Consider the following 22,219-nt stretch of genomic DNA (forward strand, 5'->3'; position numbering starts at 1 on the left):
AGGCAGTGATTAATCGGTTTTAACCGGCAGGCTGTATCAATTCCATCGTTCAAATGGCAGTTTCTGCTAGGATTGGTGAAATCAGTGACCCAACAAAATGGATGCAACAAACTGTGATGGAACTGCCTCTTTACCAGGTTGATGCCTTTACCGATACTGTTTTCCAGGGCAACCCGGCGGCCGTGGTGTTTCTGGAGTATTGGTTGCCAGACCATGTCCTGCGTCGGATTGCCAACGAAAATAACCTGTCTGAAACCGCTTTTCTGGTGGTCAGAGAGGACGATTACGAGCTGCGTTGGTTTACGCCAGCCGATGAGGTGGACCTCTGTGGCCATGCCACTATGGCGGCCGCCCATGTGCTGTTTGAGCATGGGAATGTGGCCCGGGAAACGTTGAGATTTCATACCCGAAGTGGTGTATTGACTGTGAGTCGCTCGGGGCCGCATTTAGCCATGGATTTTCCAGCCTCGGAGCCTGAGGCGGTGTCCATACCTACCGCCTTACTGGCAGGGCTGGGAGTGTCTCCGGTGAACGTGACCGCAGGCTTTGACTTTATTGTTGAGCTGGACAGTGAACAAACCGTGCAGACACTGAAACCGAACCTGGGTCACTGGAAGCATTTGGATAAGCGGGGGGTGGTCGTCACCGCTGCCAGTAGCGAACATGACTTTGTTAGCCGTTGTTTCTTTCCCGGATTGAGCGTCAATGAAGATCCGGTTACCGGCTCGGCCCATTGTGAGTTAGCGCCTTACTGGGCGTCGAAACTGGATAAACCTATACTTACCGGAAAGCAGCTGTCTGCCCGCAGCGGCGTGGTGGAATGTGAGCTGATTGGTGACCGGGTGATGCTGAAAGGACAGGCGGTGACGTATTTAATTGGCAAGATCTACCTACCAGGCGGCGAGAAAATTTAGCCGGGCTGTGCGGTTTTCGTTCTGGTCAGTAAATGGGCCTAGGCGGCCCTTATTAAATATTGTTTGGCAGCAGGTCCCGGCCCGGAGCCGAGACCTAGGTAATACTCAGGACGACTGCTGCATCTGTTTGGCGACCGCTTCCACTTCACGCCAGACGCGCAGAGTGTTTTCGGACAGGATCTTTTTGATGTCGGCGTCGCTGTAGCCGCGATCAATCAGACCCTGTACCAGATTGGGGTAAGAAGACACATCCTTGAGGTTTTCCGGTAGAGAGTCACCCACACCGTCGTAGTCAGAGCCAATCCCCACATGGTCAATCCCCACCAGTTCAACCACATGGTCGATATGGTCCAGTACCCGTTTTAAGCTGGCATAAGGGTAGGGGTTATCCTTGCGATACATCTTGGCAAATTTATTGGCACCGCTGTCGCCCCAGGACAGGTTTTTCTCGGCCATCTTATCTTTAAACTGGTTATTCCATTTTAGCGCTGAGTTAGACACAAAGCTGGAACCGAAGTTAATCATGATCACGCCGCCATTTTCTGCCAGCGCTTTGACCATGTCGTCACTCATATTGCGCTCGAAGCCGGGTGTGTATTTGCGCAGCGAGGAATGGGAAGCAATGGCTGGCGCCTTGGAAATCTTCATCACCTGCCAGAAGGCGTCATCGGAGACATGGGAGATATCCACCATCATGCCGATGCGGTTCATCTCCACTACTAACTCCTTGCCAAAATCGCTCAGGCCATCCCACTGACGGCGCAAATCGTAGGAGGAGTCGGAAATATGGTTACTCTCCGAGTGGGCCAGTGTGATGTAACGCACTCCACGGTCATAGAAGTGCTTCAGGTTTTCTATTTTACCTTCGATGGGCGTGCCGTTTTCCATGCCCATGGGCAGGGCAATCTTACCCTCGGCAAACGCCTTTTCCACTTCGTCCGGGCTGGTGGCCAGGGCAAACTTGCCCGGTGCGCGACCGACGATGGCTTCTACGCTGTCGATCAGCTTGTTGGCCAGTAGTACACTGCCGCCCTGCTTTTCATAGCGGGCCGGGATATAAATGGACATAAACGGCGCGTTTAAGCCGCCTTGAACCGCTCTGGGATAATCGAAATCACCGCCATCGGTGGCCTGAGTGACGTCTTCCCAGCCGTCGTTCAGACGATAGGGGACATCGATGTGACCATCGGTGATGATGGTATCCTGAGCCAGTTGAATAGCTTTATCGCTGGGCTCAATGGCGCTGACACTCACACTGGCCAATAGCGGCAGGGCAAACAGGGCAGTTTTCTTTAGCAAAGTGATTTCCTCTTTTCTTGTTGTTTTAGACCTGCGGCCGGGCCGCAGGCAGCCCGGTCAGTTGAGATCCAAATCCCGGGTCATGTTCTCGTTTTTGTCTTTATGCACGATGATATTATCCTCGATGCGAATGCCGCCGAAGGGGCGGAAATGATCCACCTTATCCCAGTTGATGTACTTGGAGTCTTCGGTGGCCTTGAGATCGGCCAGCAGACTGTCGATAAAGTACAGCCCCGGCTCTACGGTGAACACCTGGCGGGCCTCGACTTCACGAGTGGTGCGCAGGAACGGGTGTTCTTGAGGTGGCGGTACAGGTGTACCGCGATCATCGGCAAACTGTCCTCCCACATCATGTACCTGCAGGCCCAGATGATGACCAATGCCGTGAGGGAAGAAGGTACGGGTAATGCCTTTCTCCACGATGCCATCGGCGTCCAGGTTTACCACCCCAAACAGTTTCAGTAGCTCGGCCACGCGGCGGTGAGCCTCAATATGCAGATTAGGGTAGGGAACGCCGGGCTTGAGCATGTCGATAAGATCCAGTGTGACCTGATCCATGGCCAGAATCATGTCGGCAAAATCATTATCCTGGCGGGCATAGGTACGGGTGATGTCCGCCGCATAGCCATGAAAGTGAGCGCCAGCGTCGATCAGAAACGAGTGATACTCGTCGGGCTTCTCCGTTTCCACTTCCATATTGTGCAGGATGGCGGCGTTTTGATTCAGGGCCACGATATTGCCGTAGGGCACTTCTGTCATATCCAGGCGCACGGCAGACAGATAATCCTGATTGATATCGAACTCGGCTTTTTCTGCAAAAAACGCGGCCTTGGCGGCCTTATGGCCTTCGACGGCGATGCGGTTGGCTTCACGCAGACAGGCGAGTTCATAATCGGTTTTATAGGCCCGGTGGTAATGCAGGTAGTGCATCACCCGGTCCGGGTTCACCAGATCAAAGCCCAGCGCTTTGGCCACTTCGATGTACTCGCCGATATAGGCAAATCTGGCCTTGTCGAACGGCAGGTGTTTTTCTACCTGCTCAGGTTTGGCTAATAGTACGATATCGAAATGCTCTGCCCAGAAGTCACTCGGCTCGGGCGGTACCTTGTGCCAGAAGTCTTTGGGGCGGTAGAAAATCAGTTTTGGCTTGGTATTGCCATCCACTACCAACCAGCAGTTGGGGTTATCCAGCACCGGTACCCAGGCTTTAAAATGGGGGTTAACGGTGTAGGGGTAATCCATATCGTCCAGAAACTTGCGTTTGGCCTGGCCGGAGTGGATGACTAACCCATCAATGCCCTCGCGGGCAAGGGCATTCCGGGTGCGTTTTTGAAGCTCTTCAATATGCTGAGGGTACAGCTTGGCTAATTGCTGCATTGGCGGCGACTCCAATAAGCTTAGAATAATGCGCTATACATTATCATACCAACCCGTATAGATCTTTAATCACACAGCCAGAGTGCCTTTTCGCCTTGGCCCAAGACCTTTTGACTCGCTCTGAGGGACCAGAGATCTATGCAGGTTGGTATTACAGCAGGGGCTGGCTGTACTAACTTCAGGCGATAAATGGAACGGAAACTAGGGTGGAATTAGCAACGCTGGTTAGCGCTGTGAGCGGCGTTGTACAGCATCCTTGCCGTACCTATGTTTGGCCTTATTGCTGGTGCATATAATCCAACGTCAGATTGGTCAGCAGTTCCACGCCTAACTGCATGCCGGATTCGTCGATCTTAAATTCCGGCGTGTGGTGCGCTGGGGCCTGGTCCTTGGGCAGATCTTTGGGCTTACCGCCCACAAACAGGTACAGGCCGGGCACTTCTTTTTGGAAGAAGGAAAAGTCCTCTGCCCCTGTGACAGCATTCACCTGATGCACATTGGCCTCGCCCGCCGTTTGTTTGAGTGTAGGCAGCATCTGGTCCATCAGGGCCGGTTCGTTATAGGTCACCGGGTAGTTGTAATCCAGCGGCAGGGTGATTTCGGCTTCGGCGCGCATGCTCTCTGCGATGGCGTTGACCTTACGGGGAATGGCTTCGTAAATATGGTCACGCATCTTGTCATCCAGAGTGCGGATGGTGCCAACCAGTTCCACCTCGTTGGGGATGATGTTAGAGCGATTGCCGCCATGAATGGAGCCGATGGTGATCACCGCCGCATCCTGAATCAGCGGCAGCTCACGGCTGACGATGGTTTGCAGGCCTAATACCACCTGAGAAGCGGTAGTGATGGGATCCACACTCAGCCAGGGGTAAGCGCCATGGGCCTGCTTGCCCTTAATCACCACCTTAAAGGGATCGACTGCCGCCATTATGCCACCGTGGCGGTATTCCACCACGCCAACGTCGGTATCCGAGCTGATGTGTAGGCCGAAGATAACATCCACGTCTTCCATTACGCCTTCTTTGACCATGACCTCGGCGCCACCCACTTCACCTTCCGGCGCGCCTTCTTCGGCAGGCTGGAAGATGAACTTCACCTTGCCGGTGAGCTTATCCTGCATATCCACCAGGATTTTGGCTGCCCCCATCAACATGGCCATATGAGTATCATGACCGCAGGCGTGCATCACGGGCACGGTCTCGCCATTAAACTCTCCGGTAGCGGCGGATTTAAACGGCAGATCGTTTTGTTCCTTGACTGGCAGGCCGTCCATATCCGCTCGCAAGGCCACCGTTGGTCCTGGCTTCCCAGTTTCCAGCACGCCCACCACACCGGTCTTGGCAATACCGGTAGTGACATCCAACTCCAGGCTGCGCAGGTATTTTTCGATATAGGCGGCGGTTTCAAATTCACGGTTAGAAAGCTCTGGATTTTGGTGGAAGTGACGTCGCCATTCAATCACCTGCGGCTCTATGTTCTCAGCCATCTGGCTGACATCCTGATGCTGTTGAGCGTTGGCAACGCCACTGAATAGCAGAGTGGCGATGAGCGGTAAGGCTTTTTTCATTGTTGTTCTCCTGTTTTGAGTCGGACGTCATCAGGCTATACGATGCACAGTCCATGCAAATTAATGTAAGCGACAAACCAGATAACGTACAAGGCAATCACCGAGAAAGCGGTGGGACTGACGTTGTAAAGTTCGCCAATACGCCCAATAACTGTGTTAGCCTGAAGTGGAGTTGTCGTCCTTAATTTTTGGGAAGGTCACGTTGAGCCAGGAAAAGCACACCGAAGCAACAAAATTTGCCATCGTCGCCGAAGGCGGCGGACAAAAGGGCATCTTTACCGCCGGGGTGTTGGATGCCTTTTTAGATGCTGAATTTTGGCCCTTTCATCTGAAGGTGGGCGTCTCGGCCGGCGCACAAAACCTGGCCGCTTATTCGGCCCGGGCGCGCCAGTATGCCCGCCGGGCGATACAGCAGCTGACCACCACCCAACCATTTTTTAAACCGTCAAAGTTTTTTACCGGCGGCAATGTCATCGATCTGGACTGGTACTTCCATCAGGTACGGCACGATGAGAAAAACCGCTTTCCTACTGCGGCCGAAAACCTGGATAAGACTGCCAATTTTTATGCCGTGGCGACCAATGTGGATACCCTGGAGCCGCACTACCTGCATACCTGGTATGACAATATGTTCGAGCATCTGAAAGCATCCAGTGCCATTCCTTTTCTTTATCGCCCGGGGGTAGAGGTAGAAGGACTTAGGCTGATGGATGGCGGGGTGTCCGATCCCTTACCGGTAAAGTGGGCCTATGAACAGGGTGCTAAGCGGATTCTGCTGATCCGCACTATGGAAGCTGATGACGATGGGCGGATGCCGATCATGGAACGGTTAAAACCGATTATGCGACGGGTGCGTCAATCGCCGAAGATGTTCGATATGTATCTGCATCACCAGCGTTGTTATGCCGAGGCCTTGGACTTTATCAATAACCCGCCGGAGGATGTAGAGATTCTACAAATCGCCCCCAGAGGCACTCTGCAAAGTATGGTGTTAGGCTCTTCGGCCCATGTATTGCAGTATGACTACCTGGTGGGTAAGCGCGAAGGCAAACGCTTTCTGCGCCAGTGGCAGCAACAACTCAGACAACGCGCATGAAAGACCCCGGTCAAGCGAGCGATATCTTCTGTGTGGGCACCGAGCAAACCCCTGTGATCAGCCTTGCCGGGGATTTTTCTCATCAACGGCTGGCTATGGCGGCAACGCAGGAAACCTGGATCCCCGGAGGTAATGCCTATCCGGGAATTCGGGCACAGGTGCCAGGGGACTACTTTGAACAGTTGATCAAACAGATGGCCCCGGCATTAAAGCAGGCCTATGGGCTGACGCCAGAGCAGATAGATGAGGCATTTTGCTGTTTCTCACTGGCGACTCAATGCGAGCAACAGTTAACCCGACTGCAATCGGTGCCCCATTTTGATGCCATAACGGGTCGGCAACTGGCCATGGTGCACTACCTGTGCGAATCGCCATTTGACGGAACCGGATTCTTTCGTCAGCGCCAAACCGGCATTGAGAACGTCACTCAGGATAATCTGGATCGCTATCAAACGGTATTGGATAGCTATATTAAGGATGTTGAGCCCGGTTACAGCCGTTATTGCGATCAGTATTATGACTGCCTGTATCAACAGCCCGCCCAAATCAACCGGATTGTGCTGTACCCGGCCAGTCTGCTTCATTCCGGCCTGGTTAATGACGATCGCCGTTTAACGGATGACCCGCAAAGCGGTCGACTGACCATCACGGGCTTTCTTAACTTTACACATCCGGTGAGCTATTAAGATTCTGTCACAATCGCTCTGGTCCCAATAAAGCTCTGAAACTGGTTCTGTTAACCCAATGTAAACAGCGTATTTTGATTCTCAATGACTCAAAAAAGCGGAGACAACTATGCGTTTACTCGGCAGCACTACAGTCTTGGGTTTACTCTTCTTTGTCCTGTCTGGGCAGGGGTATGCAGACACCATAGCCTCAGATGACTTTCAATCCGGCGACTATTCCTCCTGGGCTGCAAGCGGTGATGGTGAGGACAGTATCCATCTTTACCAGTCGAACTATTCGGTCAAACTGGATGGATTAAGACAAATCCGGTTAGATACTTCTACCGCCGATTATCAATCCGTCAGCCTGAGTATGGAACTGGCGGCCACTGACCTGGTGTATGGTGATTATTGTTACGCTGAATACTCCGTCGATGGTGGCGCGAATTGGCAGCAATTGGGCAGTATTGGTGTGAGCGCCTCCGGAGGCGGCTTTCAGAGCTTTACGCGAAGCTCGGGTCTGGACAACATCAGTCAGCTGTCGTTGCGCTTTCGGTCATACAGTTTGTATGACAACTTTTGTTACGCCGATGATCTGGCTTTGGAAGGCACACCGATTAGTGGGGGCACTATTGCCAGTGATGACTTTCAGGACGGGGAGTACAGTGACTGGAGCTTATCTGGTGATGGTAATGACAGCTTAAACAGCTATCAGGGCAATGACTCCCTGCGCTTGGATGGGGTTCGCCAGGCCACGAAGATCCTGTCTACTCAAGGTTTCGAGAACGTGAGTCTATCCATGGAGCTGGCGGCCCTGTATCTGGTATCTGGAGATCAGTGCCATGCCGAATACTCCACCGATGGAGGACAGACCTGGCAGAGTTTGCTGACTCTTGGTAACGGACAGGACGATGGCACCATGATTAGCGCTACCATCAGTACGGGGTTGGATGGCGTAAGCCAGCTTTGGGTGCGTTACCGGGCGTATACGCTTTATGGCAATTATTGTTATGGCGATAATCTTCTGGTGACCGGCGAAGCGGTCAGTTCGGTAAATGAACCCCAGCTTTCTGTGAGCGGCAGCACTAACTTCGGCAGTGTGTCGGTGGGTACCAGTGCTTCGGGTAACCTGACTTTGAGTAATACGGGCAGTGCCACCTTAAATATTGATGCGCTGAACGCCCCCTCGGCACCGTTTTATTTAGCGGCTGATAATTGCAGTAATCAGTTACTTGCGGTGGGGGAAAGCTGCCAGTTGACTCTGGAATTCAGCCCAGCCAGTGACGGTAGTAGCAGCCAGACTTTTGCTATTGCCTCCAATGATCCTCAGTCTCCCAAAGATGTGGTGCTGGAAGGCGTTGGAGTATTGGCGGGAAACTGTGACTATGACTGCCTGGGCGGAGACGGGAATACCGGGCGCAGTCAGCTCGATTATAATCAGTTAATGTCAGGCTCGGCACTGACGCTTCTGGACTACAGTCATTATGGTGTGCCTGTCAGTGCGGCCGACCCCAGTCATCGCTTCAGCGGTAACCTGAGTCTGACCATAGCCCCTGGGAGTCTGACTGAGCGGGGGACGAATCTGGCCTCCGCCTATACTAATCCCGATAGCTTGCCCCCGTTTGACTTTAACTTTGTGCAGCATGGCACCCATCTTATCCCTGAGCAGCGTCAGGTCACAAATACCGGTCATACGGCCTGGGAGTGGGTGTTATTGCCGGGGCGGGTCTGGGATGAAAATGGTGATAACGGGTATAGCCGGGCGGCGTTGCCCTTTGCTTTGCAGGAGATCAACGCCAACTGCACCCATAACGGTGTGCTGACTTTCCTGTTTAAAAGCGACGGCTCGGTGTCCGATGTGGCCTATCAGATTGCTCAGGAAACCTGCGAGTATTTTAAATACGATCTGCACGGTCAGCTCAACGCCAGCTACACGCCGCAAGTGCTCCCCAACGAGCAAGCTTTGATCGATGGCTATGTACAGGAAGTGGCCAATCGCATTGAGATACGACCCCTGAGTGAGCTTAGTATCGACTATCCGAATGCCGGTGTGTCTGCTGGCAATATTGGTAGCGACCAGACCGCCAGCCACCTAACCGCTTATGGCGTTTACTATCAGGGCGTGCATTATCTGGGAGAGTGTCAGACCCGGCAGGGACAATATCCTTTCTGTGACGTAATGGCGTTACCGTCTTATTCCACTGCGAAAACCATCGTGGCGGGCTTGGGATTGATGCGGATGGAACAAAAGTACGGCGGTTCACAGCAGGACCTCATCGTGAGCAATACGGTCAGTGCCTGCTCGGGCAGTCAATGGACGGACGTAACACTGGAGCAGGCGCTGGATATGGCCACCGGTAATTATGATTCTTCAGGAGATTCGGTGGACGAAGGCTCACAAAAAACGGTGGATGACTTCTTTTTGGTCTCGTCACACAGCGACAAAATTAGCCACGCCTGCGTTTATCCGCGTAAGACGACGCCTGGTACCTCCTGGGTGTATCACACCTCGGACACCTACATCCTGAGCCGGGCCTTACAGACTTATTACGAGCAGCAGGAAGGTCTGAATGCTGATTATTACCGGGATATGCTGGTGGAGGAACTGTTTAAACCCCTCAACCTGAGCCCGCTGAGTTATGACAGTAAGCGCACCTATGGCAGTGAAGCGCAGGTCTGGGGCGGCTATGGCCTGACTTTGAGTGGCGATGACTTTTTGAAGTTGAGCCGCTTTATGGCTCAGGAAGATGGCATGCTGGGCAGTCAGACCATGCTGGATAGCGGCATGTTAGCCGATGCCTTGCAGCAAACCAGCAATGGCGGGCTGAGCACAGGCACGGCCAGTAGCCGCTACCAGAATAGCGTGTGGGCCTATGATCTCAGTGCGTCGTCGGTGGTGAGCTGCAGCCAGCCCACCTGGATACCCTACATGTCCGGTTTTGGTGGCATTGGTGTGGTGATGTTGCCCAACGACATGCTGTATTACTATGTCAGCGATAACAAGGAATATGGTTTTACCAAGACCGTCAAGGAGCTGGCTAAGATTAGTGCCCTGTGTGGACTCTGAAGACAAGACGGTGGCAGGCACCGACCAAACTGGTGCCTCAGGTAATTGGCAACTGGCACTATGCCCATTGCCAGCGTCCCGATAGGCTGAAATTATGGAAAAAACAATAAAAACAACGCCCATGTTCTTACTTCCCAAGGTGGCTTCCGATGGTATGGCGGCCCGGGTGATGCTTGCATTTCTGGCAACGGCGGGTCTGTTCTATGTCAATATCATGCCGGCCATTGTGTCGGGCTTGATCGACTCTCTGAACTTTAGCCGCAGTGATGCTGGCATGGTGGGGTCGCTGAATATCTATGGGGCCGCCGCCGGAGCCTTATTGGCGGTATTCTTTGTCGGTCGCTGGCACTGGAAACCGCAGGCGGTGGCATTGCTACTGATGTTGATGGCATTGGATATTCTGTCCATTTTTATCGAACAGCCCCTGACCATGAAGCTGACCCGAGGCTTGCACGGTGTAGTGGGCGGCGTCCTGGTGGGCGTCAGTTTTGCCGTTATCGCCCGGGTTTCTCAGGTGCACAAAACCTTTGGGTACCTGCTGTTTGTGCAATTCGGGCTTGGCGGGCTTGGCGTGATGTTTTTGCCCCAGTTGGAGCCTCAATTTGGGACCGCAGCGCTGTTTCTGTCCTTGGCGGCGTTCAGTCTGGCCAGCTTTATCATGTTGCTGTTTCTGACCGATTACCCGGTCAAGGTACCCAGCAGTGATGATATTGAAGTGCCCATCCAGTGGCGACCCTTATCGGCTGCTCTGCTGGCGGTATTTTTATTTCAGGGTGCCAATATGGGCCTGTACGCTTACATCATTGATTTAGGAAAAGCCTACGGGCTGACCATCGATTTTATTTCACCTACCTTAGGTATCTCCGCCTGGGCCGGGTTGGTGGGTGCCTGGCTGGTGATCCTGTTTTCCACTAAGTTTGGCCGCACCTTGCCCCTGTTCGGTGCCATGCTCCTGACGGTATTGGCAACGGTGGCTCTGCATTGGAGTGAGGTGCAATGGGTGTTCTGGTTGGCCAATGTGTTGGTAGGCATTACCTGGGCTTTCAGTATTGCTTACTTGTTAGGGGTTTGTGCTGAATTTGATAAGGCGGGCAAAATGGCCGCGCTCGGTGGCTTTGCGTCCAAGACCGGCTTAGCCTCTGGTCCTTTTATAGCTGCACTGATGCTAGACGCGCAAGGCTACGGGGTGTTGATTAATGTTGCCGCGGTGGCCTTGGTTTTGGGGTTGCTGATTTGCCTCTATCCTTCACAACTTCTTGATAAAGCAGGTAAAGCGGGACAGGATGAAATGATGTAGAGATTAAGGCCTTAAACTACGCCTATGTTACAACACCTGTTTACTCTCGACGATGATGGTGCGACCAGTCTTCAGCGCCAGCTACAACGCAAGCTTATCGAGTCCATTTTAAGCGGCTATTTTAGTCGAGGCTCGAAGATGCCGTCTTCGCGAAAGTTAGCCGAGCAGTTGCAGGTGTCCCGTAATACGGTGGTGGCCGCGTACGAGCAGTTGATTGAGGAAGGCTATCTGGTCAGTCGTGAACGCAGTGGCATCTACGTCAACGATAAGATCTACGACGACCATGCTACCACCGACGCCCCACCGACGCCCGATACACCTCAGTATGACTGGCAGCAGCGATTTAATTCGTTGAATGTGGAAGCCAGCGAGCCACCGTATCCGGACGATTGGCAGCGCTACGCCTATCCTTTTATCGACGGGCAATACGACCAGTCACTGTTTCCGCTGAACCAGTGGCGGGAATGCTCCCGATTGTGTCTGAACGTGGACGAGATAAAGAGCTGGGCCGGGGACAGTGGTCAACAGGACGATCCTAACCTGATCCATGAGATCCGCACTAAGGTATTGCCGCGCAGAGGTATCATGGCTCAGCCAGATGAGATCCTGGTAACACTGGGCTCCCAACAGGCACTGTACCTGCTTAGCCGATTGTTGATGAACAGCTCGACCCTATTGACCATGGAGGAGCCCGGCTACCAAGGAATGCGCCAGCTGGCCCAGATCAACCTGTGTCCGACTCGCTATGCCGAGGTGGAAAAAGACGGTGTGAAGTTGGAGGACGTCTGCCCGCAGACGGACTTGCTGTATGTTACGCCCAGCCATCAGGTACCGACGGCGGTCACCATGTCACGACAAAAGCGTGAGGCTCTGGTTGAAAAAGCCCGGCAGGAAGATTTTGTGATCATCGAAGACGATTACGAAAGTGAAGCTAATTTCATCAGTAACCCGAACCCGGCGCTTAAGAGTCTGGATGGCGAAGGCCGGGTGGTGTATATCTCCAGCTTTTCTAAGGTACTGGCTCCGGGTTTGAGACTGGGGTTTATGGTCGCCAGTCCAGAATTGATAAAGAAAGCAAGACAACTGAGGTCCTTGATATTGCGTCACCCTCCGGCCAACAATCAGCGCATCATGGCGTTGTTTCTGTCACTGGGCTATTACGACATGACCATGCGACGCTTGCACCAGGCCATAAATGCACGCTGGCAGGAATTGCGCGAGGCTTTGAATCACTATCTGGGGCCTTATATCCTCACCTCCGAAACCATGGGTGGCAGTACGTGCTGGGTGAAAGGTCCGCCGGGGCTGGACAGTCGTCATTTCGCCGAGCAGGCGGCCGAAAAAGGCATATTGATTGAGCCGGTAGAGCGGTTTTATGCCCGTACCGAGAAGGCGCGAGGTTTTTTCCGGCTCGGTGTACGCAGTATTCCCAAAGATAAGATCCGGCCCGGAATCCAGGAGCTGGCTAAACTGATTGATGATGTAGAAGCCCGGGAAGACGCGACCTTTGGTGAGCATTTGCAGGGTGACAAGCTCAAGCTTTTTCTGGCGGGGGTGCAATTCAGCGGCACCACCGTATTTGGCGACCCATACCGGATTACTCTTGATGCAGACGGTTCAATGCAAGGTTTCGAAGGCCATAGGGATGAAAAGCAGGATGCGGGCACCTGGTGGTTAAAAGACGATACCTGGTATCGACAATGGCAAAACTGGTCCTACGGTGAACTGTTGGGGTTTGATGTCTACATTACCGATACCCGGATTCACTGGGTGCGCGATGGCAAGCTGGTGGATGCGGCCGATTACCAGAAGCTAGGTTAACCTTAAGAAAAAACAGGGCCGAAGCCCTGCAAAAACCAGTAGGAACGGAGGTTTTTTAAGCGGCGAGTAAGCCTTCTTTGACCAGATCATCGGTGGCCCGCAAGATGGCCTGACGCAGGGTTCTGACAATAAAGTCCACTTCTTCCCGGGTAATGGTCAGCGGCGGCGACATCACGTTCAAATGCACGATAGGGCGAATAATAAGCCCCAGTTCTTCGCAGTGATCGCTGATGCGCTTACCGATATCCAGCGCTTCCGGGAATAATTGCTTGCTGTTCTTATCTGCCACATTCTCCACGCACACCATAAGCCCTTGTCCGCGCACCTCACCTACGATGGGCAAGTCAGTGAGGGTTTGCATCTGTTGCTGGAAGTAAGGGCCAATATCACGCGCATTATCCAGCAGTTTTTCACGCTCAATGATCTCTATATTCTTTAATGCGGCTGCGCAGGCAATGGGGTGCCCCGAGTAGGTAAACCCATGCGCGAAGCAACGCTCGTGCCCGGCTTCGCTGATTACCTGGTGAATACGATCCGAGTACAGGCAAGCACCAAGAGGCTGATAGCCTGAGGTGATGCCCTTGGCACAAGTAATAATATCCGGAGTCACATCAAAGAGCTCTTCACTGGCGAACCACTCGCCGAGTCGACCAAAAGCCGTGACGACCTCATCGGCCACATACAAAATATCGTGACGCTGACACACATCTGCCATGGCCCGGTGATAGCCATTGGGTGGCACAATTACACCGCCGGCGCCCATGATGGGCTCGGCAAAGAAAGCCGCGACCTTATCCGGACCAATACGGGTAATGGTTTGTTCAAACTCTTCCACCAGGGTCTGAAGATAAGCCTGCTCGCTGAGTCCTTCCGGCGCCCGGTAGAAGTTCGGGCAGCTGAGGTGGTGGATAAAGTCATCAATAAAGTCAAATTCTGGTGGATGATCGCCTGCCTTACCGCCAATGGACATGGAGAGATAGGTGGAACCGTGGTAGGCGTTCTTGCGCGAGATAATGTGCTTTTTCTCATGCTTGCCGCGGCAATTTTGATAATACTGAATCAGACGGTAGGCCGAGTCCACGGCGGTGGAGCCTCCGCAGGTAAAAATGCAGTGGTCTATATCGCCTGGAGCCAGCTCTGCCAGCTTAGCGGCCAGCAGGGTAGCAGGTTCGTTAGTCATATCCACAAAGGGGTTGGCGTAGGCCATCTTGCGGCATTGCTCAGCAAGGGTATCAGCCATCTCTTCCCGGCCCAGACCAATATTCGTGCACCAAAGTCCGCCAACGGCGTCCAGGTAGCGCTTGCCTTGACTGTCGGTGATGTAAATGCCTTCCGCCTTGGCGATGGGCAGAGCCCCTTCGTCGTTAAAAACGTCGAAGACTGTCCATGGATGGGTAAAGTGAGCTTTATCCAGTTCGATAATGTGCTGGGCGTGTGTTTTAGTAGACATAATGAAAACCTGCGACGCGGGTCAGAGAACTCAATGCGACAAAGTCTGACAGTAAGGTCTAAAAACGGCTATTCCCCGTTTGGGGAATGCCTGGAAGCAGGTGGCGGCGTACGCGGAAAACTGACGTGGTTACCCATTAGGTATCGGTTAAAGCGATGGTACTTATCTTTAACTTATCGGTTAAATTGCGGCATGGTGAGGCTACATACAAAACTACACCCGTACGGGAGGCAATTTGGAGCAGGCAAACACGATGACCTCGCATTGGCTCAGTAATGCGATAAACGTTGTCGGTCTACTGCTGGTGGCCATGATGGGCGCTGCAGTGACCAATCTGATGCCTTTGATGGTCGGGGCCTACAGCGATTCGGGGCATTTCACTCCAACACAGGTGGGGTGGCTGACATCGGCCGATATTGCCGGGATTCTTACCGCCAGTGTGTCGGCATTTTTCTGGTGTCGGCGCGTCCACTGGCGACTAATGACGCTGTTTGGGTTGGTGGTATTCATCTTTTGTAACTGGCTGTCGGCGGCGGTGACCGATTTCACCATCCTATTTCTTATTCGCCTTGCCGCGGGTCTTGCTTGCGGTGTGACCTATGCCATCAGTCTGGCGGCATTGGGCGACCGCGGGAACGCCGATAAGGCTTTTTCGGCCATGGTGTCGGTACAGGTGGCGTTCGGCACGCTGGGATTCTGGGTGCTTCCCGGCATCATCGACGATAAGGGCCTGGATGGGGTGTTCTGGTTCTTTAACCTGTGTCTGTTACCTGCCTTTCTATTGGTACTGCTCAACTATTCTACCAATCAACGAACCAGCAAAGTGTCGACATTCTCTATCGATGGCAGCAAGCGGGCCGCCGCTTTGGTATTCGCCGGAGTCGTCGCTTACTACTTCGCTCAGGGAACAGTCTGGGCCTATCTAGAGCGCATGGCCGTGGCCGTTGAGTTAACTCAGGCTCAGGCCGGACAAATTCTGGGGGCCGGGTTTGCCATTAGTGTACTGGGCTCGATGGTCAGCGGAGCGTTTGCGGTGCGCTATGGTCGCCGGGCGGCTTTGGTGGCTACGGCTTTGCTTCAGCTGCCCTGTCTGGTGGCGCTTTATTGGATGGTACCCGGTCATGCCTGGTGGGTGTACGCCAGTGCCACCGTGGTGTATCAGATTATGTGGAGCTTTGTCGTCCCTGTGATGATGGGCATTTTTAATGATGTGGACCGCTCTGGTCGCCTGATCGTGCTCTGCGTATCAGCCTTTAAGGTGGGCCTGGTGATCGGCCCGCCCGTGGCCGGAGCGGTGGTGACTTTTGCAGAGGTCAAAGATGTACTCTGGCTCGGAGGGGTGGCGATCGTGCTTAGCATGGTGCTGCTGGATCGGGCCGGCCAGAGCAGTCAGAAATACGCGCAGGAGATCCGCCGTGAAACAGATTAACCGTCATTATATCAATGGGCAGTGGCAACCCAGCCCAAGCCAGAATACGCAAACGCTGATCCATGGTGCGTCCGGTGCTGCTTATGCTGAGCTGACCCTTGCCGATGCCTCACAGGCTGAGCAAGCGGTTATGGCGGCGCGACAGGCGTTTCAACGCTGGTCTAGCACCCCGAAAGATGAGCGAGCCGATGCCATCGGCCGAATTGTTGCCGAACTCAAAGCGCGGCGGGATGATTTAGTGGACGCAATTGTGCGCGAACTTAGCTGCCCGCGCTGGTTTGTCGAAGAAATTCAGGTGGACGATCCCATCGATGCCTTTGCCAAGCACGAGACCTGGACCCGGGAGCTGACACTGAGTAGCGATAAAGACGGTGTTCGTCAGCAGTGGTTGGCAAAGGGGGTGGCAGTGTTAATTACACCCTGGAATTACCCTTTGCATCAACTGGTGGCTAAGGTGGCGCCTGCGTTGGCTGCTGGCTGTACTATGGTGGTAAAACCTTCTGAACTGTCACCGGAAAATGCCCTGATTCTGGCGGAAGCCATTGACGCGGCGGGGTTACCTGAAGGGGTGTTTAACCTTGTGATTGGCGCGGGAGACCCGGTAGGGAACGCGCTTATTCAGCATCCAGAGGTGGATGTGGTCTCTTTTACTGGCTCGACCGGTGTGGGGAAAGCTATCCAGCAAACTGCCGCATCCTCTACCAAACGAGTCTGTCTGGAGATGGGAGGAAAGTCGCCTTACCTGATTGCGCCTACCGAACAGCTTTCCGAGGCGGTCAGCCTGGGCGTGGAGGATGTAATGCTTAACGCCGGGCAAACCTGTAATGCCCTGACCAGAATGCTGGTACATGAAGAGCAATACGCCGAGGCATGTGACTTCGCTGCCACTGCGGCAGACAGTATCAATATAGGCCTCCCTGACACGCCCGATGTTGTCTTAAGTGCGCTGGTCAGCAAAGGTCAGTATCAGAAGGTTCAGCGTTATATTGAGTTAGGCCGGGAGGAAGGTGCAAGGCAGATCGCCGGTCTGACTCCTTTGCCTGAGAATCTTGAGGGCGGGTACTTCGTCCGTCCCACCGTGTTTGCCGATGTGCATAATCAAATGCGCATTGCCCGGGAAGAAATCTTCGGTCCTGTGCTGTGCCTCATACCTTATAGTTCGATTGATGACGCCATCGCCATTGCCAATGACACCCCATTCGGGCTCAGTGCGAGGGTATGGCACGACGACGCCACAGAGGCGAGTCGCATCGCGGGACAGTTACGTGCCGGTCAGGTTTATCTAAACCAGGCGTTGATGCGTAACGATGTGCCCTTTGGTGGTTTTAAGCAATCGGGACTCGGACGCGAGCTCGGCCCTGAGGGCATCGACGAATTTCTTGAGTTGCAATCCGTGATCATGGAGTAACCAATGAGCGAATTTGTGTTTAAACGTCGTCAGGAGATGGGCATGGTTTCACCCTTGTCCAACTGGGGCATGGACTCGGAATACGGGGTGCTGAAAGACGTACTGATCGGCCCTATGGATCATTATCGCTGGCAGACCGGGAATGCCATGGCGCGGCGCGCCATGCGCCTTGGCCGCAGTTATGATCAGGCTAAAGCAAAAGATCAATACCAAACGATGCTGGCCATGTACCGTGATGCTGGTGTGAAGCCGCATATTCTGATGGCCGATGAAAACCTGCCCTATCAGCTATACGCCCGTGACTCATCAGTCATGACGCCTTGGGGACCGATTATCACCCAGCTTTACAGTCCGTGGCGTCGAGGTGAGTGGAATCAGGTGCTGCAGTTCTACCAGCGCATGGATATCCCGTTGTTCGATATTGTTACTGCGGGCAGTTTTGAAGGCGGTGACTTTATGGTGCTGGAACCCGGCGCGGTACTGTGTGGTTATTCTGGTGAGCGCACCAGCGAAGCTGGGCTTCGTCAGGTGCAAGGTTGGGTTGAAGCCCAGGGTTGGGAATTTCATGCCTATCAGTTTGATCCCTATTTTTTACACCTGGATGTGTTAGTGGCCATGCTCAGCGACAAGTTGGCCGCGGTCTGCACCGAAGCGGTGGAGGATGAACTGCTGGATTGGTTTGCTGCGCGTAACATCGAAATTATCGATATTTCCTACCGGTCGGTACTGGAGCTGGGTGTCAATGTTGTGGCCTTGGGCAACGATCGCGTGATGGTGCCCGCCGCCAGTACCGAACTTATCGACAAATGCCGCGCCCATGGTTTGACGGTACTGACACCGGATTTATCCATGTTTACCTCTGGCGGTGGCGGTGTCCACTGTATGTGTCAGCCACTTCGGCGGGAGCGTGTCGCATGAGTGCCGTTACCATCAATGGGGAGCGTCTGTGGGACTCGCTGATGCAAATGGCCGGGATCGGTGCCACGGATAAAGGCGGCTGCAATCGCCAGGCGCTTACGGAGTTAGATCAACAGGGCAGAGCACTCTTTTTACGCTGGTGTGAACAAGCAGGCTGCCACTGGTGGTTGGATGAAATGGGTAACCTGTTTGTGCGCCGGCCCGGTACTCAACCTGACGCGCCAGCGGTGTTGACGGGCAGTCATCTGGACACTCAGCCCACCGGCGGCAAGTTTGACGGTGTGTATGGCGTACTGGCGGGACTGGAAGTTATCCGCACCTTAAATGACCACCAGATAGACACCACACACCCCATTGATATTGCTGTGTGGACTAACGAAGAAGGTGCCCGGTTCTCGCCTGCTATGCTGGGTTCTGGAGTCTGGGCGGGCGCGTTTTCACTTGAGTACGGTCTTGGTCGTACGGACAGCACTGGGACGACGGTAAAACAAGCCATCAAGTCGCTTGGGTATGACGCATTACAACCCTGTCAGCCTTATCCGATTAAGGCGGCTTTTGAGCTGCATATCGAACAAGGACCGATTCTGGAACAGGCTAAGACACCGATTGGCGTTGTTGAGGGGGTGCAGGGAATGCGTTGGTATGACCTTATTCTGACGGGTGCGCCGGTGCATGCCGGTCCTACCCCTATGGACGTCCGACAAGATCCGGTGTTGGCCTACGCCAGCATTGCCGCAAAGCTTTATGAACTGGCGCGTGAGCATGGGCCTTGGGCCAGAGTAACTCTCGGCAGTATTGAAACCTATCCAGGTGCACGCAATACGGTGCCCGAGCGAGTCACCGCCACGGTGGATCTGCGCCATCCGGATGCCAATGTGCTGGAACAAATGGATAAGGCATTTCGCCTGCTTACCAACGAGGTGTCAGAAATTGCAGGGGTCAGAGCTGAAATTCGCGATGAATGGCTCAGCCCACCGGTGAGTTTTGCATCTGAGTGTGTTGAAACGGTGCAACGCGCCTCAGACGAGCTGGGACTTAAAAGCAAACGGTTATTCAGCGGTGCCGGCCATGACGCGGTTTACGTGTCCAGCGTCGCGCCCACATCAATGATCTTTATTCCCTGTGAAAAGGGCATCAGTCACAATGAGGCTGAAAACATTAAACCACAGGACGCAAAGGCCGGGGCCAATGTGCTCTTGCGTGCCATATTGAGTCAGGCTGGTGAGCAATGAATCTCGCTATTTGGAGTGAGCAGTTACTTCGCTTGTCTGGCTCAGTGGGAGGGCCAAAGTTTTACCCACACCTAGCCAGTTTATTGCAGTTACTGGGCGATTTCGATGAACTGCTGATCCTCAGGTTTAATACCGAGCAGCCCCCCGAACTTCGATGGCAAAGTCAGGCTTCCGAGGGAGACAATCTGACTCTGTATCTTGATAAGGCCTATGTGTTGGATCCGTTTTATAAGGCAGGCGCTCATCAGGGGCAGCAAGGTTTTTTCCGTTTGCAGGCGCTGATTGAAGATGGTGAACGTGCCTTTCAGGACTATTACAACAGCTACTTTCGCTATCTTAAAGTTGTCGATGAGATGGGTTACCTGATCCAAACAGAATCGGGCTTTATTCATATCGAGTTTGCCAACTTCGAGGATAATGCGGGCTTCTCCGCAGAGCTCGCTCAACAGTTGCACGAGTTGTTCCCCCTGATTGACCAACTGGTGGTGGAACATGAGGGCTGCCTGACACAATCAAATTCACCTCAGGCCCTGGATGCCCGCCGCCATGCGGTGCTAATTGATGACTTTCAACGTCTATTTGCCAGCAGCGTCTGTACCCCCAGAGAGCATGAGGTGGTGCTGTTGATGCTGCAAGGCTATCCGGTCAAGACCATTGCCCGACAGTTGGAGTGCAGTCTGGAAACCGTGAAAATGCATCGCAAAAAGATTTACGTCAAACTGGGTATTGGCTCGCAACCGGAGTTACTGGCGCTGTTTATCGATATATTGGCTGGCGCCGTGCACCCGATTACTGAGGATCCCGTTCTGTCCTATCTGGAGCACCGTGGTGAGGTTAAGAAAATCAGTTAGCTACTTACTGTTATTGTTGTTGAGCGGTTCGGTTGCTGCACAGTCTCTGACAGCGTGGCAAAACGGTAATTCGCAGGGCATTCCCGGCGCAGACTATTGGCAGCAACAGGCAGACTACACATTATCGGTGACGGTAGACCCCGAGAGCCGGTCACTGACTGGCGTGGGCTCTCTGACCTACCACAACAACTCACCAAAGGCATTGTCTGAGCTTTGGTTGGAGTTACCTCAGCAACTGTTTCGTGACAAAGGCATTGAGGTCAATGGGCGTCTCGCGGGCACCCGAGCCCTCACCGTGACAAGTGAGGCAAAACCACTGAGTGTAATGCGTCATAGCACCTATTATCGGGTCACACTGGATGAGCCATTGCCTGCTGGGCAGCAACGCCAATTCCGACTCAGCTGGGACTTGCAACTGATTGACCGGCGACACGCCCTGAAGCCTCGAGCGGGGTTTGAAACTTTTGCCGATGGCAGTCTGGCAATGGCATTGGCTCAATGGTTCCCAAGAGTGTTGGCGTATGACAGTAGTACGGGGTGGCAGCGTCTACCCTTTGGCCGTAATGGAGAGTTTCACCTGGAGACCGGCAATTATGAGGTCACGGTGACGGCACCTGGTGACATGCTGGTGGCTGCGACAGGCAATTTAACGAACGCCAATCAGGTGCTTTCTGAACAAGGTCTTAAGCAATACAGGAACGCCGGTGAGCAGGTTCAGTTTATCAGAGCGGCGCTCTCCGGGGATGCCGAGCAGCGGCAATGGCGTTTTGAGGCAAAGAATGTGCGGGACTTTAGCATTGCCTTAAGCAATAACTGGGTGTGGGAACGACGAAAAATCGCCACGCAAGGCGGCAAGACGGCAATTAACGTCTACTACCCAGACAATGGCCGTTATCTGTGGCAGCAATACGCCATGCAGGCGGTCAGTCATGCGGTAGAGTTTATGGACGCTCAGATTGCCCCCTTTCCGGATACAGAATATTCCGTTGTAAATATTGCCGGATTGGGTATGGAGTATCCCGGCATCACCTGGGTTGGTTTTCGGGGCCCGGATCAACAGGGTGATGAAACGCCGCCTTTCAGTCGAACTCAGAAGTATGATGTGATTGGTGGCATTATCCACGAAGTGGCGCATGTGTACTTTCCGATGCTGGTGAATACCAATGAGCGAGCTCAGGGATTTTTCGATGAAGGGCTGACCAGTTTCATCGCCTTTATGACCGAACAGGCCTATAGCCGGGATTTTCAGAGCTTTTACGGCTTTGCGGATCCGGCCGCCCAGGTGATGGCACAGCCCCACTATACGGCGCCGGTCACTCAGGCTGATGCCTTATCATCGACACAGAAACTGGATGCCCACTATCATATACCGGCCGTAAGCCATGTTTTGCTGAGAGAGTATTTGGGTGAAGCTCAATTTGATCGCCTGCTAACCCGATTCATCCGCCAATGGCGAGGGAAGCGTGCCTATTTTGCCGACTGGATCCACTTTGTTGAACAGCACACGAATAAAGCGTTGGACTGGTTCTGGTTGCCGTGGTTGGAGAGTCATCAGCATCTGGATCTGGCGGTTATCGGTATGACCTCAAAGCCAGAGCCGCAACTTATCATTGAGAATAGAGGCGGTTTATTAGCTCCGGTAGAGGTGAACCTTTTGTGGCAGGACGGTCGGATTGAGCGTCGTATTATTTCCCCTTCTCAATGGGAGGGGAAGAACAGGCTGAAGCTGCCATTACCGGCCCAGGGAGATGTGTCCGGTGCGGTGTTGGATCCTCAGCGCAAGATACCGGATACCAACCGGCAAAATAACCGGTGGTACCCAAATTAG

The 22,219-nt window shown here is 53.6% G+C and carries 16 protein-coding genes; 12 read left to right on the top strand and 4 right to left on the bottom strand.

What is annotated here, in order from left to right; genetic code table 11:
* Positions 1–101 precede the first annotated feature (101 nt).
* Entirely contained in the window at positions 102–914 is an 813-nt protein-coding gene (locus HMF8227_RS01045; protein ID WP_338056542.1) for a PhzF family phenazine biosynthesis protein, read from the top strand.
* A gap of 105 nt (positions 915–1,019) precedes the next feature.
* Here HMF8227_RS01045 and HMF8227_RS01050 read toward each other — a convergent pair whose 3' ends face one another.
* From HMF8227_RS01050 to HMF8227_RS01060, 3 genes are all read right to left on the bottom strand, one after another.
* Entirely contained in the window at positions 1,020–2,213 is a 1,194-nt protein-coding gene (locus HMF8227_RS01050; RefSeq protein ID WP_109338413.1) for a dipeptidase, read from the bottom strand.
* A 57-nt stretch (positions 2,214–2,270) separates the two neighbouring features.
* Positions 2,271–3,590: a Xaa-Pro dipeptidase gene (gene pepQ, locus HMF8227_RS01055; protein ID WP_109338414.1), complete on the bottom strand. Its 1,320-nt coding sequence runs from the start codon at positions 3,588–3,590 to the stop codon at positions 2,271–2,273.
* A 277-nt stretch (positions 3,591–3,867) separates the two neighbouring features.
* Positions 3,868–5,157 (bottom strand): amidohydrolase, encoded by a 1,290-nt coding sequence (locus HMF8227_RS01060; protein WP_109338415.1) that lies wholly within the window; start codon positions 5,155–5,157, stop codon positions 3,868–3,870.
* 202 nt (positions 5,158–5,359) lie between these two features.
* Between HMF8227_RS01060 and HMF8227_RS01065 the strand changes: the two genes are divergently transcribed.
* The 5 genes from HMF8227_RS01065 to pdxR all read left to right on the top strand — a co-directional run bounded on the left by HMF8227_RS01065 (position 5,360) and on the right by pdxR (position 13,103).
* Complete coding sequence (locus tag HMF8227_RS01065) at positions 5,360–6,253, top strand: patatin-like phospholipase family protein (RefSeq protein ID WP_109338416.1); 894 nt, start codon at positions 5,360–5,362, stop codon at positions 6,251–6,253.
* The gene (locus HMF8227_RS01070) at positions 6,250–6,939 is read left to right on the top strand and encodes a DUF6445 family protein (protein WP_109338417.1); all 690 of its coding nucleotides are present in this window, start codon (positions 6,250–6,252) and stop codon (positions 6,937–6,939) included. The genes HMF8227_RS01065 and HMF8227_RS01070 overlap by 4 nt, the downstream gene beginning before the upstream one ends.
* A gap of 109 nt (positions 6,940–7,048) precedes the next feature.
* Entirely contained in the window at positions 7,049–9,985 is a 2,937-nt protein-coding gene (locus HMF8227_RS01075; RefSeq protein ID WP_109338418.1) for a choice-of-anchor D domain-containing protein, read from the top strand.
* Positions 9,986–10,079: 94 nt separating this feature from the next.
* Entirely contained in the window at positions 10,080–11,282 is a 1,203-nt protein-coding gene (locus HMF8227_RS01080) for an MFS transporter (RefSeq protein WP_239421171.1), read from the top strand.
* Between the two features lie 24 nt (positions 11,283–11,306).
* On the top strand, positions 11,307–13,103 hold the full coding sequence (gene pdxR / locus HMF8227_RS01085; RefSeq protein WP_109338420.1) for a MocR-like pyridoxine biosynthesis transcription factor PdxR: 1,797 nt from the start codon (positions 11,307–11,309) through the stop codon (positions 13,101–13,103).
* 55 nt (positions 13,104–13,158) lie between these two features.
* On the opposite strand, the gene HMF8227_RS01090 is transcribed toward pdxR, so the two are convergent.
* Positions 13,159–14,553 carry an aminotransferase gene (locus HMF8227_RS01090; RefSeq protein WP_109338421.1) on the bottom strand — a complete coding sequence of 465 codons (1,395 nt, stop codon included), beginning with the start codon at positions 14,551–14,553 and terminating at the stop codon, positions 13,159–13,161.
* A gap of 253 nt (positions 14,554–14,806) precedes the next feature.
* Here HMF8227_RS01090 and HMF8227_RS01095 point away from each other — a divergent pair, with 253 nt between their 5' ends.
* Genes HMF8227_RS01095 through HMF8227_RS01120 form a run of 6 tightly spaced genes read left to right on the top strand, consistent with a single transcriptional unit; the run spans position 14,807 to position 22,219 of the window.
* Positions 14,807–15,982 (top strand): MFS transporter, encoded by a 1,176-nt coding sequence (locus HMF8227_RS01095; protein ID WP_109338422.1) that lies wholly within the window; start codon positions 14,807–14,809, stop codon positions 15,980–15,982.
* A complete protein-coding gene (locus HMF8227_RS01100; protein WP_162558440.1) occupies positions 15,969–17,390 on the top strand; it encodes an aldehyde dehydrogenase family protein in 1,422 nt (473 codons plus the stop codon). The genes HMF8227_RS01095 and HMF8227_RS01100 overlap by 14 nt, the downstream gene beginning before the upstream one ends.
* Before the next feature lie 3 nt (positions 17,391–17,393).
* The gene (locus HMF8227_RS01105; protein WP_109338424.1) at positions 17,394–18,308 is read left to right on the top strand and encodes a dimethylarginine dimethylaminohydrolase family protein; all 915 of its coding nucleotides are present in this window, start codon (positions 17,394–17,396) and stop codon (positions 18,306–18,308) included.
* Positions 18,305–19,540, top strand: coding sequence for a Zn-dependent hydrolase (locus HMF8227_RS01110; RefSeq protein ID WP_109338425.1), 1,236 nt, complete (start codon positions 18,305–18,307; stop codon positions 19,538–19,540). The genes HMF8227_RS01105 and HMF8227_RS01110 overlap by 4 nt, the downstream gene beginning before the upstream one ends.
* Positions 19,537–20,391 carry a LuxR C-terminal-related transcriptional regulator gene (locus HMF8227_RS01115; RefSeq protein WP_109338426.1) on the top strand — a complete coding sequence of 285 codons (855 nt, stop codon included), beginning with the start codon at positions 19,537–19,539 and terminating at the stop codon, positions 20,389–20,391. The genes HMF8227_RS01110 and HMF8227_RS01115 overlap by 4 nt, the downstream gene beginning before the upstream one ends.
* Entirely contained in the window at positions 20,369–22,219 is a 1,851-nt protein-coding gene (locus HMF8227_RS01120; RefSeq protein ID WP_162558441.1) for a M1 family metallopeptidase, read from the top strand. Before HMF8227_RS01115 ends, HMF8227_RS01120 begins: the two co-directional genes overlap by 23 nt.

It is taken from the genome of Saliniradius amylolyticus (assembly GCF_003143555.1).
Classification (GTDB): domain Bacteria; phylum Pseudomonadota; class Gammaproteobacteria; order Enterobacterales; family Alteromonadaceae; genus Saliniradius; species Saliniradius amylolyticus.

Excerpts from the sequence above, each read along its gene's own strand:
- HMF8227_RS01045 (WP_338056542.1), top strand. The coding sequence starts at position 102 with ATGCAACAAACTGTGATGGAACTGCCTCTTTACCAGGTTGATGCCTTT.
- pepQ (WP_109338414.1), bottom strand. The coding sequence starts at position 3,590 with ATGCAGCAATTAGCCAAGCTGTACCCTCAGCATATTGAAGAGCTTCAA.
- HMF8227_RS01060 (WP_109338415.1), bottom strand. The coding sequence starts at position 5,157 with ATGAAAAAAGCCTTACCGCTCATCGCCACTCTGCTATTCAGTGGCGTT.
- HMF8227_RS01070 (WP_109338417.1), top strand. The coding sequence starts at position 6,250 with ATGAAAGACCCCGGTCAAGCGAGCGATATCTTCTGTGTGGGCACCGAG.
- HMF8227_RS01075 (WP_109338418.1), top strand. The coding sequence starts at position 7,049 with ATGCGTTTACTCGGCAGCACTACAGTCTTGGGTTTACTCTTCTTTGTC.
- HMF8227_RS01080 (WP_239421171.1), top strand. The coding sequence starts at position 10,080 with ATGGAAAAAACAATAAAAACAACGCCCATGTTCTTACTTCCCAAGGTG.
- pdxR (WP_109338420.1), top strand. The coding sequence starts at position 11,307 with ATGTTACAACACCTGTTTACTCTCGACGATGATGGTGCGACCAGTCTT.
- HMF8227_RS01090 (WP_109338421.1), bottom strand. The coding sequence starts at position 14,553 with ATGTCTACTAAAACACACGCCCAGCACATTATCGAACTGGATAAAGCT.
- HMF8227_RS01095 (WP_109338422.1), top strand. The coding sequence starts at position 14,807 with ATGACCTCGCATTGGCTCAGTAATGCGATAAACGTTGTCGGTCTACTG.
- HMF8227_RS01105 (WP_109338424.1), top strand. The coding sequence starts at position 17,394 with ATGAGCGAATTTGTGTTTAAACGTCGTCAGGAGATGGGCATGGTTTCA.
- HMF8227_RS01110 (WP_109338425.1), top strand. The coding sequence starts at position 18,305 with ATGAGTGCCGTTACCATCAATGGGGAGCGTCTGTGGGACTCGCTGATG.
- HMF8227_RS01115 (WP_109338426.1), top strand. The coding sequence starts at position 19,537 with ATGAATCTCGCTATTTGGAGTGAGCAGTTACTTCGCTTGTCTGGCTCA.